Here is a 14,258-nt window from a genome sequence, read left to right on the forward strand (position 1 = left end):
CCGGTGTGTGCGGGCCGCGGTGCCGGCGTGAGCAGGACTGTCGGCGGCCGATTCGGAGGCGTGTTGGGGGTGTTGGAGGGGCGCGCGGCGGTTAGATCTCGGAAGGCTGGGGGCACTCGACGTGCAGCCCCCGCCGCCGAGGAGGGACGACCGTGTCCACCAGCCGACTCCCCGATCACGAACAGCGTGCCCTCGACGAGATGGAGCGCGCGCTCAGCCGCGACCGCCGTCTGGAGCGGCGGCTGCGCACCTTCCGTCCGGGCCGCCGCCCCGATCTCGCGCGGCTCGTCGCCTACCGCCCGCGGTTGTTGACGGTGGCCTTCCTCCTGCTGGTCTCGATCGGTCTGATGGGCGCCGGGATCGTCACCTCCGAGCCCGCCTGATCTGGGCCTTCGCCGGTGTCTGGCCGGCGGCCCTGTTCGCGTCGTTCCGGCAGCTGTGCCGGCTGACGGAAGGCTGAGCGGCGGGGGCGGGGCGGCTCAGCCGGTGTAGCGGCGCGCGGTCGAGCGGCGCTGGGCGTGTTCCAGGGCCCGCAGCCGTGACTCGACCGCCGCCGGTACCACCCGGCGTTCCCCCAGCACCCACGGCAGCGCGGCGGCCGCCTCGGCGAAGGCGCGCAGGGACGCGGTGTCCCGCGGAACCGTACGGGCCAGGTGCAGGGTGCGGCGCAGCGCGGACCCGACGGGCCGGCGCAGCCAGCTGAACCACAGCGTGTTGCGGATGCCGTGCCGCCGCCGCAGCGTGGAGTCCCGTACCACCGACGGCTGGTGATGAACCGTCAGATGCTCGGCGTACGTCAGCCACCAGCCGTCCGTCGCGAGGTCCACGGCCAGCAACTCCTCCTCCCCGCCGAGCCACAGCCGCGGATGGAAGCCGCCCGCGGCCCGGAAGGCGTCGGCGCGCAGGACGGTCGCGGCGGCCAGGAAGGATCCGAGCGCCGGGCCGGGCAGCCAACCGGGGCCGGGAACGGGCGAGTCGCGTAACTCGTCGTTGATCGGGTCGTCCGCGCCGCCGGGTTCCACGACGATCCGGGCGGTGACGGACACGAGCGCCGGATGCCGGTCCAGCAGGTCGGCGGCCCCGCTCAGCGCGCCGGGCGCCCACCAGGAGTCGTCGTCGCAGAAGGCCACGTACGGCGTGCTGAGGTGGCGCACGGCCATATTGCGGCCGACGGCGCCGAGGTTGCGGCCGGGCCGCAGCAGCCGTACGCCGGGGTGGCGGTGGGCCACCCCGGCGGCGGTGCCGTCGGTGGAGCCATTGTCCGTCACGACGACCGGCTGCTCCGGCAGCTGGGCCAACCGGTCGAGGGTGCGCAGGAGTTCGGGGCGGCGGTTGTGGGTGATGACGACGACGCCGGTGCGCGGGTCGGTCATGGGGTCGCTCCGTCGGCGGGGTCCAGGAGGCGGGCGGCACGTTCCACGTGCGCGGGCAGCGGCCTGCGGTCGCGCAGCGCGGACGGCAGCCGGACCAGGGTCTCGCGCAGGGCGCGGCGCGCGGTGCCGTCGTGGCGGGCGGCGCCGGCCAGTTCGCGGGTGCGGGCGAGGGCGTCCGGGAGGGGGCGGCGCAGCCAGGCGGTGAGGACCGCGTTGCGGCGGACGGTGACCGGGCGGCCGGGGCGGGCCGCCGGGGCGGGGTGGTGGTGGGCGACCACGTCCGGGCAGTGTGCGACGCCCCAGCCCCGGGCGGCCAGGTCGTAGGCGAGCAGGGTCTCCTCCCCGCCGAAGAACAGCACCTGGTGGTAGCCGCCCGCGTCGAGGTAGGCCTCGCGGCGGGCGACGGCGGCGCAGCCGAGGAAGCCGAGGACCTGGGTGCCGGGAAGGTCGGCCGCGGGTCCGAGGGGCGAGTGGGCGAGCACCTCGTCGAGCAGGTCGAGGGCCTCGTCGGGGCCGACGAGCGTGCGCGCGGCGAGCAGGCCGAGCCGGGGGTGCGCCTCGAAGTGGCCGACCGCGCGGTCCAGCGCGCCGGGCGCCCACCAGGAGTCGTCGTCGCTGAAGGCCACGTACGGGGTGCCGAGGGCGCGGACTCCGTGGTTGCGGGTGAGCGCTCCCCGGTTGCGCGGCAGGGCGAGCACGCGCACCTGGGGGAAGTCCCGGGCCAGCATGGCGCGGGTGCCGTCGGTGGAGGCGTTGTCGGCGACGAGGACGGGGGGTCGCTCGGGCAGGGCGAGGAGGTGGCGCAGGGTGCGGGCGAGGGAGGTGCAGCGGTCGCGGGTGACGATGACGATGCCGACGCGGGAGTCAGTCATGGGTGGGGTCACTCGTGGGCCTGTTCCAACTGCCGGTCTGACGCGGCTGGTTGCGTGGCGGGCAGGGCGGTCAGGGCGTGCAGGACGTCGTCGGGGTGGATGCGCAGCAGGGACGGGTCGGGGCGCGGGCCGTGCGGGTCGCCGTCCGGGCCGGGATGCCACAGGGCGCGGTGGCGCGGATCCGGGGGCGGACCCCAGCGGCTCGGCGGTACGGGGCCGAAGAGGGTGACGGAGGGGGTGGCGAGGGCGACGGCGAGGTGCGCGATGCCGGTGTCGCCGCTGACCACGGCACGGGCGTCGGCGACCAGCGCGCACAGGCGGTCGAAGGGGAGGCCGCCGGGGAAGAGAGCGGTGCCGGGAAGGCCTGCCCGGTCGGCGAGTTCGGCGACCAGGTCCTCCTCGCCGGCTCCCCCGGTGACGGCGACCCGCACGCCCTGCCGGCGCAGGGTGCGCGCGACCGTGGCGTAGCGCTGCACGGGCCAGCAGCGGGACGGGGCTCCCGCACCGGGGTGGAGGACGACGGCGCCGGGGGCCGGGGAGGCCTCCGGCGGTCGGGGCAGCCGGAGATCGGCGGGGTCGGCGTCGATGCCGTAGGACTCAAGCAGCCGGCACCAGCGGGCCCGTTCGTGTTCCTCCGCGTACCAGACCGGCCCGTCGATCTCGGGGGTCCCGGGGTGGGCGAAGGCCAACAGCCTGAGCGGGCGCAACTGTAGCAGGAGACGGTGGCTGGGCGGGCCGTTGCCGTGCAGGTCGACGGCGATCTCCGGGGGCGGGCCGGTCCAGTCCAGGGCGCGGGGTACGGCGCGGCCGGGCGCGGAGGCGGGCAGCAGCCGGTCGACGGCGCCGGTCGCGGCCGCGACCGGCGCCAGCTCGGCGGGCGCGGCCAGCACCAGTTCGTGCGCCGGGAACGCCCGGCGCAGCGCGCGCAGCGCGGGGACACCGGCGAGCAGGTCCCCGAGGCCCAGGGCACGCAGGACGAGGACGCGGGGCGGCGCGGTCATGAGGTCCCTGCCGTCCGGGGTGACCGGGGGTGCGGGACGGACGGTGTGCGGGACGACCCGTGCTGCGGGAGCCGGTGTGTCGTCGTCATACGGCACCTGCCGCGCGGGTCATCAGCCGGGTCGAGGAGCGGCCGTCCAGGTACGGCAGGAGGACCGCCTGGCCGCCCCACTCCTGAAGCAGCGCGGCCTCGGGGAGGTCGGCGCCGCTGTAGTCGCCGCCCTTGACCCAGATGTCGGGCCGCAGTTCGGCGAGCAGGCGTTCGGGGGTGTCCTCGTCGAAGACGGCGACGGCGTCCACGCAGCCCAGGGCGAGCAGGACCCGTACCCGGTCGTCCAGCGGGGTGACCGGCCGTCCGGCACCCTTGCGGCGCCGCACGGACGCGTCCGAGTTCACGCACACGACGAGGCAGTCGCCGAGCCGCCGGGCCGCCTCCAGGAGGCCCACGTGCCCGGCGTGCAGCAGGTCGAAGCAGCCGCCGGCGGCCACGACGGTGCCGTGCGCGGCGCGGACGCGGGCGAGGACAGCCCGTACGTCGTCCCCTGATTGCGCGGCCTCGGCGGAATCGTCGGAAAGCCCCATGAGAGCTCCCGCCCCGCCCTCGCCGACGAACGCCGTCGCCGCCGTGACGGCGCCCTCGACGGCCTCGCCGACCAGCGCGCCGTCGGCGAGCAGCCCGGCCGCGGTGGCGGCGAACCGGTCGCCCGCCCCGCACGGGTCCGCGCCGTGGACCCCGGGGGCGGGACACAGCAGCGGCTGATCGCCGTACGACAGCAGGGCGCCCCGGGCGCCGAGCGTGACCGCGACGGCACCGGCCCGCCAGTGACCCACCAGCGCGGCCGCGGCGCGCGCGGCGCTACGCAACTCCCGTACGACGGCGGGGGCCTGGCCCGCGAAGCGGTGGGCCTCCTGCTCCGCCGGCGTGACCAGGCGTGTCCCCGGCACCGGCGGTCCGCCGCGCGGGTGCGGGTCCCACACGAGGGGCGGGTGGTCGGACAGGACGTCGCGGAGGGCGTCGGCGGTGCCGCGGCCGTAGTCGGAGACCAGGACGGCCGGCGCGGAGCGGGTCGCCGCGCGGGCGGCGTCCGTCGCCTCGCGGGTCGTGCCGCTGCCCCGGTCCAGGCGGGTCACGGGACGGCCCCGCGCCAGCACCCGGGTCTTCTCCGAGAGCGGACCGGTCAGCGGGAGCGGGATCAGCTGCAGCCAGGGTTCGAGAAGTCGAGTCAGCTCGCGGCTGGCGGGGTCGTCGCCGACGCCCGCCACCAGCGTCACCTCCCGGCCGTCCCGCGCGGCGAGGTAGGCGGCGAGGGCCGCGCCGCCGGGACGCAGGCGTTCCACGCAGTCGGCGACCACGGGGACCGGCGCGTCGGGGGCGAGCCGGTCGGCGTGGCCGTCGAGATCGCGGTCGAGCAGGGCGTCGCCGACGACGAGGAGCGGGGCTCGGCCCGTCATGCCGTCCTCCTCTCCACTTCCGTGTCGAAGGCCGCGCAGACCATGTGCACCGCCACCAGGTGCAGTTCCTGCACGGTGGCGGCCGAGGTCGCCTCGACGCACAGGGCCTCGTCGCTGCCCGCGGTCAGCGGGTTGGGGGCCGGGCCGGTCAGCGCCCACACGTGCAGGCCGCTCGCGCGGGCCGCGTCGGCGGCGGACAGCAGGTTGGCGCTGGCGCCGCTGGTGGACAGCAGCATCAGGACGTCGCCGGGGCGGCCGTGCGCGCGGACCTGGCGGGCGAACACCTCGTCGACGCCGTAGTCGTTGGCGATGGCGGTGGTGGAGGAGGTGTCGGCGTGCAGGGCGATCGCGGAGAACGGCGGCCGGTCGTCGCGGTAGCGTCCGACGAGCTCGGCGGTCAGGTGCTGGGCCTGGGCCGCGCTGCCGCCGTTGCCCGCGGCCAGCAGCCGTCCGCCGGCGCACAGCACGTCGGCCAGCCGGCTCCCCCACCGTTCGGTGATGTGCGCGGAGGCGCGGAACTGGCCCAGCGCGTCCAGGAGTTCGTCGCAGTGCCCGACGGCGGGCGGGTGGACCGTCATCACGCCACCTCCTCGGACACCCGGTGTCCGCTCAGAGTCCGCTGGTAGACCTGTTCGACACCGTCGGCGACGCGCTGCCAGGTGTAGCGGGCGAGGGCGCGCTCGCGGCCGGCCGCGCCCATGCGGCGGCGCATCGGTTCGTCGGCGAGGAGTTCGCGCACGGCCCCGGCGATCGCCCACGGCTCGCCGGCCGGCACCCGGCGTCCGGTGTGCCCGTCGGCGACGGTGTCGCGGTGGCCGCCGACGTCGGTGGCGACGACGGGCACACCGCAGGCCATCGCCTCCAGCGGCACGATCCCGAACGGCTCGTAGACGGGGGTGCACAGGACGAGGTCGCAGCCGCGCATCAGCCCCGGCATGTGGTCGGGGTCGACGGCGCCGAGCAGCCGTACCCGGTCGCCGAGTCCCGCGCGCTCGGCGAGCCGGCGCAGTCGTGCCGCCTCGGGGTCGGCGTCCAGCCGCCCGGGTTCGGGGCCGCCGGCGATGAGGAGTTCGGCGTCGGGGACGCGGGTCAGGGCGCGGATCGCCTTGTCGTAGCCCTTGCGCGGGACGAGCCGGCCGCAGGCGAGCAGGCGGTGGCGCTCCCGGCGTTCGGGGACGCCGGCGCCGTGCGCGCCGGGGTGGAAGTGCTCGGCGTCCACCCCGCACGGCACCACCGACACCCGCCCCGGCGGCACGCCCATCTCGGCGAGTTCGTGGACCTCGTCGCCGCAGGTGGCCAGGACGCGGGCGCAGCTGCGGCCGATCTGCCGCTCGACGCCAAGGCGTTCGTGCGGGCTGGTGTCCCGGCGGCCCTGGTGGCGGCGCTTGACGGTACCGAGCGCGTGGAAGGTCTGCACGACTGGGACGCCCTGTTCGTGGGCGCCGATCTGCGCGGCCATCCCGGACATCCAGAAGTGCGCGTGGACGACGTCGGGCCGCTCCCGTTCCCAGGCGCGCGCGAGGATGGTGCCGAAGCCGGGCATGTAGGGGAAGAGCTCGTCCTTGGGGACGGGTTCCGCCGGTCCGGCCGACACGTGCTCGACGACGCCCCCGCCCGGCAGCGGCACCCGGTCGGGCAGCCGGGCGGAGTCCCGGCGGGTGTACACGGTCACGTCATGGCCGCGACGCGCCAGTTCCTCGGTGAGGCGGGCGACGTACACGTTCTGCCCGCCGGCGTCCGGCCCCCCGAGAGCGGCGAGCGGGCTCGCGTGCTCGGACACCATGGCGATCCTCATCGGGTGACCTCCTTCAGCAGCCGCTCCCAGTCGTCCAGGAAACGGGACAGCCCGTAGCGGGCGAGAGCCGCCGCGCGGGCCCCCTCGCCGATCAGCCGCGCGTGCAGCGGATCGGCGACGAAGTCCCGTACGGCCTCGGTCAGTACGTCGATCCGGTTGGAGACCACTCCGGCGCCGGGCGGCACGGCCTCGGTGACCTCGGTGGTGGCGAGGGCGACCACGGGCATGCCCAGGTGCATCGCCTCCAGCAGGGACAGCCCGAGGGAGGTCCAGCGGATCGGGTGGACGTAGACGCGCCGCCTGGCCATCGCCGCGTGCAGATCGCGCTGGGCGAGGTCGAAGGTGCGCGCGTTCGGCACCCGGAGCCGGTCGGTGGCCATCCCGAAGACGTCCAGCGGGGCCGCCTCGGCGAAGACGGGCAGCAGGTCGGTGCCGGTGGTGCGGCCACGCCGTACGGGCTCGTTGACGACGACGGCGGCCCGGTCCAGTTCGCCGGTCCACCGCTGGCCGGGGTCGACGATGCCGTGTTCGATCACGGCGGTCGGGGCGCGTCCGCAGTCCCACATCAGGCGGTTGAAGTGCGTGACGTGGACCAGGGTCATGTCCGGCTGGTCGGCCACGGGGTGCCGGGTGTCCGGGACGTCGCCGTGCGGGGCGTTGTGCTCGACGTACACCAGCGGCGGGCGGCGGCCCAGGCAGGCGTCGACGAGGGCGAGTTCGTGCGGGCGCTGGAGCACGACGACGTCGATCTCCTCGTCGCGCAGCCGCTCCAGCGGCACCTCGATCACCGAGTCCGGCCAGTCCCAGGTCTGCGCGCGGCCCCGTCCGTCGGGGCCCCGGTCGGGGGTGACGGGGACGACGTAGGTGTGCGGGCCCTGCACGAAGGCGGTGGTCCACGACCCGTGCACATGCCAGAGCAGGATCCTCATGTCTCCCCCAGGAGTTTCTCCACGGCGGCGGCCACGTCGTGGGCGGTGACGGTGTCAAGGCAGGGATGGCCGGGGACGGGGCACTGCCGGGCCCGGGTGCCGGCGCAGGGCGCCTGCTGGTCGCCGAGCAGCACGTACGGGACGCCGTACGGCCGCCAGCGCTCGGCCGGGACGACCGGCGCGAACAGGGAGACGACCGGGGTGCCGACGGCGGCGGCGAGATGGGCGGGGCCGGTGTTGCCGGTGACGACGGCGTCGGCGCGGGCCAGGACGCCGGCGAGTTCGGGGGCGCCGGTCCGGCCGGCGAGGTCGAGGGCGTGCTCCCCGGCGACGTACGCGGTGAGCTCGCGCTCGCCGCTGCCGCCCGTGACGATCACCCGGTGCCCGGCCTCGGCCAGTTCGCGCACCGCCTCGGCGGCCCGCTCGGGGCTCCAGGTCCGCGCGGGGACGGCGGCTCCCGGATGCATCACGACGTACGGGCCCGGACCGGTCAGCGCGGTCGTGGCGGGCGGCTCCAGCACCCGCAGCCGGCCGTCGTCGGGGCGCGGGAAGCCGGCCGCCTCGGCGAGGTCGAGCATGGCCTCGGCCTCGTGGGCGTGGGGGGCGCGCTGGTGGCGTACGTCGAGCAGCGAGCCGGGGTAGTCCTCGCTGTCCGCGGCGATGTGGGCGACTCCGGCCAGGCGCAGCACCAGGGCGGCGGGGAGCGGGGACTGGTGGAAGGAGGTCAGGATCAGCGCCGTGTCGGCGTCGACGGTGTCGATCAGCTGGTCGACCTGGCCGCGCCCCACCGGCGGGGGGTCGAAGCCGGCCCAGGGCGCGTCCCAGACCAGCACCTCGTCCACTCCGGGCAGCAGGGGAGCGGCGGGCGCGCCGCGCGGTCCGCACAGCAGGGTGACATGGTCGGCGCGGGCGGCGACGGCCCGGATCGCGGGCCCGGCGAGCAGGACGTCCCCGAAGCTGTCGAGACGCGCGACGAGGGCCTTCATCGCGGCCCCCGGCGGGTGTCGTCGGCGGGGTCGGCGCCCGGGCTTCCGTGGCGGCCGGAGTCGGTGGTCCCTGCGGTGTCGTAGGCCGCCTCGATCGGGCGCTCGTCGACCAGGACCCGGCCCCGCGGGGGTCCCGTCAGCAGCGCGCGCACCGCTGTCAGCAGGTCCGGTGCCACGTGGTCGGCGTGGGCCGTCTCCTCGGGGCGGGTCCGCTGGTTGGGGACGAGGATGCCGTGGGCGCCGGCCCGCCGGGCGGCCTCGACGTCCGCGCCGATGTCACCGATCACCACGCAGCGCTCGGGCGCCGCGCACAGGCGTCCGGCGGCCCACAGGACCAGGCCGGGTTCGGGCTTGCGGCAGCGGCAGCCGTCGTCGGGGCCGTGCGGGCAGATGCCGAACACGTCGAAGGGGCCGAGGAGTTCGTCGACGCGCTGGTTGACGTGGCGGACCTCGGTGTCGGTGAGCAGGCCGCGCGCGATGCCGGACTGGTTGGTGACGACACCGGTGCGCACACCGTGGGCGCGCAGCAGGGCGACGGCCTCACGGGCCCCGTCGACCGGGCGGACCTTGTCGGGGTCGCCGTTGTAGGGGACGTCGTGGACGAGGGTGCCGTCGCGGTCGAACAGCACCGCCCTGACCCGGGTCACGGGGCCACCTCCTGCCAGGCGGGGGCGTCGCGGTACCGCCACAGCCCGGACAGCCAGTGCCAGGTGGCAGCGGGCGGGATCAGCACACTGGTGGCGAGCATGGTGGTCACCTCGTCCCGGGTGCGCGGCCCGGGCGCGATCCGGGCCCAGGCGAACTCGCCGGTGCCCAGCGCCCATCCGGCGCCGACGGCCGCGGCGGCCCGGGGCCGTCCGGCGGCGGCGAGGGCGAGCGCGGCGGCGCCGGACGCGGTGATCGCGAGATGGGAGCGGAGCCGGCCGCGCTGGGCGACCGCCTTCTCCCACCAGTCGGGTCCGTGCAGCCGCCGCATCAGCGCGTCGTCGGCGTTGCCGCGCTGGGCGCGCAGGGACACCCAGCGGGAGGCGGGGCGCACGGGGTGGCGGGTGGTGCGGCGGCCCTGGTGGATGCGCCAGCCCGCGCCGAGGACGCGCAGTGCGAGGTCGGCGTCCTCGCGGAAGGCGTGCCGGAAGCGTTCGTCGAAGCCGCCGACCTGCTTGAGGACGTCGGTGCGGTAGGCCATGTCGGCGGTGATCCAGCGGGCGCGGGCCAGCCCCGCCGTGCCGCGTTCCCAGTCGGTCGGCCGCCGCTCGCCGGGCAGCGGTACGGCGATGACGCCCTGGACGCCCGCCGTGTCCGGGGACGCGTCGGCGAGGTCCTGGGCGAGCTGCTCGCACCAGTGCGGGCCGACCTGGACGTCGTCGTCGAGGAAGGCGACCCACGGCGAGGCGACCGCGCGCAGTCCGGTGTTGCGGGCGGCTGCGGGCCCCCGGCCCCGGCTGCGCAGCACGGTCGTACGGCCGCGCAGGTCGCCCAGGACGGCGAGCGGGTGTTCCAGCGGTTCGGAGGTGGCGTCGGGGCGGTCGTCGACCAGGACGATCTCGGCGGGTCGCGGGCCGGTCGCGGCGGCGAGGGCCGCGAGGCAGTCGGCGAGGGTGTCCCGCACGAGGGTGGGGATCACGACGGCGTACTCGGTCATCCGAAGGCCCTCCCGCGGCGGATCGCGAACGGCCCGAGCGCCAGCAGGTCCACGGGCGCCGAGCCGAAGCACTCCAGCGCGTCGCGGGGGTCGTCGACCATGGGCCGGCCGGCGGTGTTGAGGCTGGTGTTGACGACGACGGGCAGCCCGGTGCGCCGTTCGAAGGCGGCCAGCATCCGCGCGACGAGGGGTTCGTCGCGCTCGTCGACCGTCTGGATGCGCGCGGTGCCGTCGACGTGCACGACGGCCGGGATCCGCTCGCGCCACTCGGCCGCGACCTCGTGGACGAAGAGCATGTACGGGCTCGGCAGCGGCCCGGCGAACAGTTCGTGGGCGCGGCCGGCGGCGACCATGGGGGCGACCGGGCGGAACTCCTCGCGGCCCTTGACGTGGTTGAGGCGCTCCAGGTTCTCGGCGCGGCCCGGGTGGGCGAGCAGGGAGCGGTGTCCGAGGGCGCGCGGCCCGTACTCGCTGCGGCCCTGGAACCAGGCGACGACGCCGTCCCGGGCGAGTTCCTCGGCGACCGTCTCGGCGATGTCGTCGGGCCGCTCGTAGGGGACGGCGGCCCGCTCCAGCCAGGCGCGCAGTGCCTCGTCGCTCCAGCCGCGGCCGAGGGCGGGGCCGGGCATGGGCTGGGGGGCGCCCTCGTTCGCCGCGAGGTGCAGGGCGCCGCCGAGGGCGGTTCCGGCGTCACCGGCGGCGGGCTGCACCCAGACGTTCCGGTACGGGCCGCGCGCGGCGATCTTGGAGTTGGCGACGCAGTTCAGGGCGACCCCGCCCGCCATGGTGAGCGTCTCGCCGCCGGCCTCGCCGTGCAGCCAGTGGACGAGTTCGAGGAGGACCTCCTCCAGCACGGCCTGGGCGCTCGCGGCGAGGTCGGCATGGTCGCGGGTCCACGGCTCGTCCTTGGCACGGGGCGGGGCGAGCGAGCCCCAGTCGACGCCGTGGGCGCGGAAGCCGCCGTGGCCGGTGGGGTGGACGTACTGCCTGAGCTGGGGCAGGAAGCGGGGGGTGCCGTAGGAGGCGAGGGCCATCACCTTGTACTCGTCGCTGCTGCGCAGGAAGCCGAGGTGGGCGGTGAGCTCCGCGTAGACCAGGCCGAGGGAGTCGGGCAGGGCCTGGGTGGCGAGGGTGTCGAGCTTGCCGTCGCGGTAGCGGCCGGCCAGGTGGGAGGCGCACTCGCCGCGGCCGTCGAGGACCAGCACGTCATTGTCCGGGTGCGGGGAGGCGGGCCCGGCGGAGGCGGCGTGCGCGACATGGTGCGGGACGAAGACCACCCGGTCGGGGTCGAGGCCGGGCAGGGCCTCGGCGAGGAAGCCGGGGGCGCGGCGGGCGTACTCCAGCCGGAGCGGGTCCCAGGGGTCGTCGAGGCCCATCTGAGCGGCGGGGCGGGCCAGTTTCGGGTCGAAGGAGTAGGCGACGGCGTCCAGGTCCTCGGGCCGGAGGCCCGCCTGCGCCAGGCACCAGCGGGCGGACTGCTCGGGCAGTTCCCAGGCGGAGAAGGGCAGTGGCCGCTTGCCGTGCTTGCGGCGGCTGAATCGCTCCTCCTCGGCGGCGGCGACCGTGCGGCCGTCGACGACGAGGGCTGCTGCCGGGTCGTGGAACAAAGCGTTGATGCCGAGGATGCGCATGGGGAGTGCTCCGTCACGAGGTCCGGGTGGCGTCAGAGGGGGCGGGTCCCGCAGGCCAGTTGGCTCAAACAGTTGGAGCCAACTTGCCCCGTAAAAAGCTGATTTTTCACCATCTGTACGGGACGGTTGACGCTCGGTCGCCCCGGTCAGGCCGCGACGGCCCGGGTGAACCAGCCGATGGTGCGCTCCAGCCCCTCGGCCCAGCCGACCCTCGGCTGCCAGCCGAGCCGTTCCCGGGCCAGCCGGGTGTCGGGGCGGCGCCGGGCGGGGTCGTCGGCGGGGCGCTCGACGAACCGGACGCGGGAGGCGGAACCGGTGAGGTCGATGATCCGGCGGGCGAGGTCGAGCATGGTGATCTCCTCGCCGCCGCCGATGTTGACGGGCCCCCGCTCACCGGAGGCGGCCAGCGCGAGCACGCCGTCGACCGTGTCGTCGACGTAGCACAGGGAGCGGGTCTGGCTGCCGTCCCCGGCGACGGTGAGCGGAGCTCCGTCCAGCGCCTGGGAGACGAAGGCCGGGACGGCGCGGCCGTCGCCGGTGCGCATCCGGGGGCCGTAGGTGTTGAAGATCCGCACGATGGCGGTGTCGGTGCCGTGCACCTTGCGGTGGGCGGTGACCAGGGCCTCGGCGAACCGTTTGGACTCGTCGTAGACGCTGCGCGGGCCGATGGGGTTGACGTTGCCCCAGTACCCCTCGTGCTGCGGGTGCTCCAGCGGGTCGCCGTACACCTCGGAGGTGGAGGCGAGGACGAACCGGGCCCCGTCGGCGCGGGCGCGCTCCAGGGCGTTGCGGGTGCCGCTGCTGCCGACGTCGAGGGTCTCCAGCGGCAGCCGCAGGTAGTCGGCCGGCGAGGCGGGGCAGGCGAAGTGCAGGACGAGGTCGAAGCGGCCGGGCAGGGCGCGTACGGCGGCGGGGTCGGTGGCGTCGGCGCGCACGAAGCGGAAGCCGGGCCGGTGCTCGAGTTCGGCCACGTTGGAGCGTGATCCGGTGCAGAGGTTGTCCAGGCAGACGACGTCGCTGCCGGCCTCCAGCAGCCTGCCGCACAGGTGGGAGCCGACGAACCCGGCTCCACCGGTGACCAGGGCCCGGCGCCACAGGTTTCCGCTCATGGGTCGCTCCTCACTCGCGCCGTCACTTGCGTGTCGGCGCGAGTAACCCTGTGGCGGACTCGCATACCTGGTTCCGGCTGACGATCACCCACTATGCGCGACGTCTATACGCGCCGCGTATAGCCCCGGCAGGGGCGCGGCTGGTAGAGCACCGGCAGCGGCGCCCCCGCTCACCAGGTCAGGTGCAGGGCCTGGGGTGAGCGGTGGATCATCGTGGGTCGCATGACGACCGGACGGTCGGGCGCGAGCCGCAGGCCCGGCAGCCGGCGGGTCAACTCCTCCAGGGTGAGCCTGAGTTGCTCGCGGGCCAGCTGGGCGCCGGGACAGCCGTGCACGCCGAGCCCGAAGGCGAGGTGGCGCACCGGAGGGCGGGTGATGTCGAACGTGTCCGGGTCCGGATGGCGGGCGGCGTCCCGGTTGGCGGCGCCGAAGGCGACGAACAGGGCCGCCCCGGCGGGGAGTTCGGTGCCGGCGAGGGTGAGCGGGCGGGTGGTGATCCGGCGGAAGCCCTGCAGGGCGCTGTCGTGGCGGGCGGCCTCCTCGACGGCGGCGGGGATCCTCTCGGGCTCGGCGCACAGCAGTTCCCACTGGTCCGGGTGGCGGAGCAGGTGGAGGACGGTCGTGCCGATGAGCGCGGTCGTGGTCAGGTGACCGGCGAGCAGCAGGTTCTGCAGATGGGCGACGAGTTCGTGCCGGTGCTCCAGGGTCAGGTCGCCCTCCGGGACGACGGACCTGACCAGCTCCGTGCACAGGTCGTCGCGGGGCTCGGTGTGCCGGGCCCGGACATACCGCTCCAGGGTGCGCTGCATCGCGACCACGTCCTCGGCGGCCGCGATCTGCTCGTCCTCGGCCAGCGGGCGGAACAGCAGCTCCTCGGCGCGGTGTCCGCCGTGCACGACGCCGGGGACGTCGGCGGGGTCGAGACCGACGACCCGCCCTATGACCTCGCCGGGAAGCCTGCCCGCGTACGCCGACATCAGCTCGACGTGCCCCTCCTTCACGAACCCGTCGACCAGGGCGGCGGCGCGCTCGGCGGCGTACGGCAGGACGGCGGCCACCCGGGCCGGCGACAGGCCGCGCACGATCGGGGCGCGCAGTTCCTGGTGCCGGGGGCCGTCGGTGCCGACGACCACGGGCCGGCCGCCGAAGCCGCCTGCGAGGACGGCGAAGGCGGCGGGTGAGGGCATCACGTCGGGGGTGAGGGCGTTGGCCGACGAGAAGTCCTCCGGTCTGCGCAGGACTTCGCGGACGTCGGCGTCCCGGGCGACCAGCCAGGCGTCGAGTTCGGCGAGGTGGGTCAGGCCGTCGGCACGCCGGGCCCGCTCGTAGTGCGGATATGGATCGCGTTGCAACTCGTCTAGTCCTGGGCGCAGTTGACGGTCCATGGGGCGCCTTCCGGGCGGCGGCGGGACGGGCTCTCAGGGTGCCGTACGGGTGTGCGGATGCGGTAGGGGTCGTCCTGCCGGCGCC

Annotated in this window: 14 protein-coding genes; 1 reads left to right on the forward strand and 13 read right to left on the reverse strand. The window is 75.8% G+C overall.

Features of this window, described 5'->3' with window-relative positions; translation table 11 throughout:
• Positions 1–152 precede the first annotated feature (152 nt).
• On the forward strand, positions 153–383 hold the full coding sequence (locus ACWCQ1_RS12200) for a DUF3040 domain-containing protein (protein WP_451026391.1): 231 nt from the start codon (positions 153–155) through the stop codon (positions 381–383).
• Between the two features lie 96 nt (positions 384–479).
• Here the strand turns inward: ACWCQ1_RS12200 and ACWCQ1_RS12205 are convergent, their stop codons facing one another.
• The 13 genes from ACWCQ1_RS12205 to ACWCQ1_RS12265 form a co-directional block, all read right to left on the reverse strand.
• A complete protein-coding gene (locus tag ACWCQ1_RS12205) occupies positions 480–1,373 on the reverse strand; it encodes a glycosyltransferase family 2 protein (protein ID WP_451026392.1) in 894 nt (297 codons plus the stop codon).
• Positions 1,370–2,245, reverse strand: coding sequence for a glycosyltransferase family 2 protein (locus tag ACWCQ1_RS12210; protein WP_451026393.1), 876 nt, complete (start codon positions 2,243–2,245; stop codon positions 1,370–1,372). The genes ACWCQ1_RS12205 and ACWCQ1_RS12210 overlap by 4 nt, the downstream gene beginning before the upstream one ends.
• 8 nt (positions 2,246–2,253) lie before the next feature.
• Positions 2,254–3,246 carry a glycosyltransferase family 9 protein gene (locus ACWCQ1_RS12215; RefSeq protein ID WP_451026406.1) on the reverse strand — a complete coding sequence of 331 codons (993 nt, stop codon included), beginning with the start codon at positions 3,244–3,246 and terminating at the stop codon, positions 2,254–2,256.
• 85 nt (positions 3,247–3,331) lie between these two features.
• On the reverse strand, positions 3,332–4,696 hold the full coding sequence (gene rfaE2 / locus ACWCQ1_RS12220) for a D-glycero-beta-D-manno-heptose 1-phosphate adenylyltransferase (protein ID WP_358596669.1): 1,365 nt from the start codon (positions 4,694–4,696) through the stop codon (positions 3,332–3,334).
• Entirely contained in the window at positions 4,693–5,274 is a 582-nt protein-coding gene (locus ACWCQ1_RS12225; protein ID WP_358596672.1) for a D-sedoheptulose-7-phosphate isomerase, read from the reverse strand. Before ACWCQ1_RS12225 ends, rfaE2 begins: the two co-directional genes overlap by 4 nt.
• Positions 5,274–6,491, reverse strand: a complete 1,218-nt coding sequence (locus tag ACWCQ1_RS12230; protein WP_451026394.1) for a glycosyltransferase — start codon at positions 6,489–6,491, stop codon at positions 5,274–5,276. The genes ACWCQ1_RS12225 and ACWCQ1_RS12230 overlap by 1 nt, the downstream gene beginning before the upstream one ends.
• On the reverse strand, positions 6,488–7,420 hold the full coding sequence (locus ACWCQ1_RS12235) for a glycosyltransferase (RefSeq protein ID WP_451026395.1): 933 nt from the start codon (positions 7,418–7,420) through the stop codon (positions 6,488–6,490). The genes ACWCQ1_RS12230 and ACWCQ1_RS12235 overlap by 4 nt, the downstream gene beginning before the upstream one ends.
• The gene (locus ACWCQ1_RS12240) at positions 7,417–8,406 is read right to left on the reverse strand and encodes a glycosyltransferase family 9 protein (protein ID WP_451026396.1); all 990 of its coding nucleotides are present in this window, start codon (positions 8,404–8,406) and stop codon (positions 7,417–7,419) included. The genes ACWCQ1_RS12235 and ACWCQ1_RS12240 overlap by 4 nt, the downstream gene beginning before the upstream one ends.
• The gene (locus ACWCQ1_RS12245) at positions 8,403–9,053 is read right to left on the reverse strand and encodes a D-glycero-alpha-D-manno-heptose-1,7-bisphosphate 7-phosphatase (protein WP_358596684.1); all 651 of its coding nucleotides are present in this window, start codon (positions 9,051–9,053) and stop codon (positions 8,403–8,405) included. The genes ACWCQ1_RS12240 and ACWCQ1_RS12245 overlap by 4 nt, the downstream gene beginning before the upstream one ends.
• Positions 9,050–10,048 (reverse strand): glycosyltransferase family 2 protein, encoded by a 999-nt coding sequence (locus ACWCQ1_RS12250; RefSeq protein WP_451026397.1) that lies wholly within the window; start codon positions 10,046–10,048, stop codon positions 9,050–9,052. Before ACWCQ1_RS12250 ends, ACWCQ1_RS12245 begins: the two co-directional genes overlap by 4 nt.
• The gene (locus ACWCQ1_RS12255; RefSeq protein WP_451026398.1) at positions 10,045–11,679 is read right to left on the reverse strand and encodes a carbamoyltransferase family protein; all 1,635 of its coding nucleotides are present in this window, start codon (positions 11,677–11,679) and stop codon (positions 10,045–10,047) included. The genes ACWCQ1_RS12250 and ACWCQ1_RS12255 overlap by 4 nt, the downstream gene beginning before the upstream one ends.
• A 146-nt stretch (positions 11,680–11,825) precedes the next feature.
• Positions 11,826–12,788, reverse strand: coding sequence for a UDP-glucuronic acid decarboxylase family protein (locus ACWCQ1_RS12260; RefSeq protein ID WP_358596693.1), 963 nt, complete (start codon positions 12,786–12,788; stop codon positions 11,826–11,828).
• Positions 12,789–12,958: 170 nt separating this feature from the next.
• Positions 12,959–14,173, reverse strand: a complete 1,215-nt coding sequence (locus tag ACWCQ1_RS12265; RefSeq protein WP_358596696.1) for a cytochrome P450 — start codon at positions 14,171–14,173, stop codon at positions 12,959–12,961.
• Between the last annotated feature and the right edge of the window lie 85 nt (positions 14,174–14,258).

It is taken from the genome of Streptomyces sp. NPDC002144, from assembly GCF_053593695.1.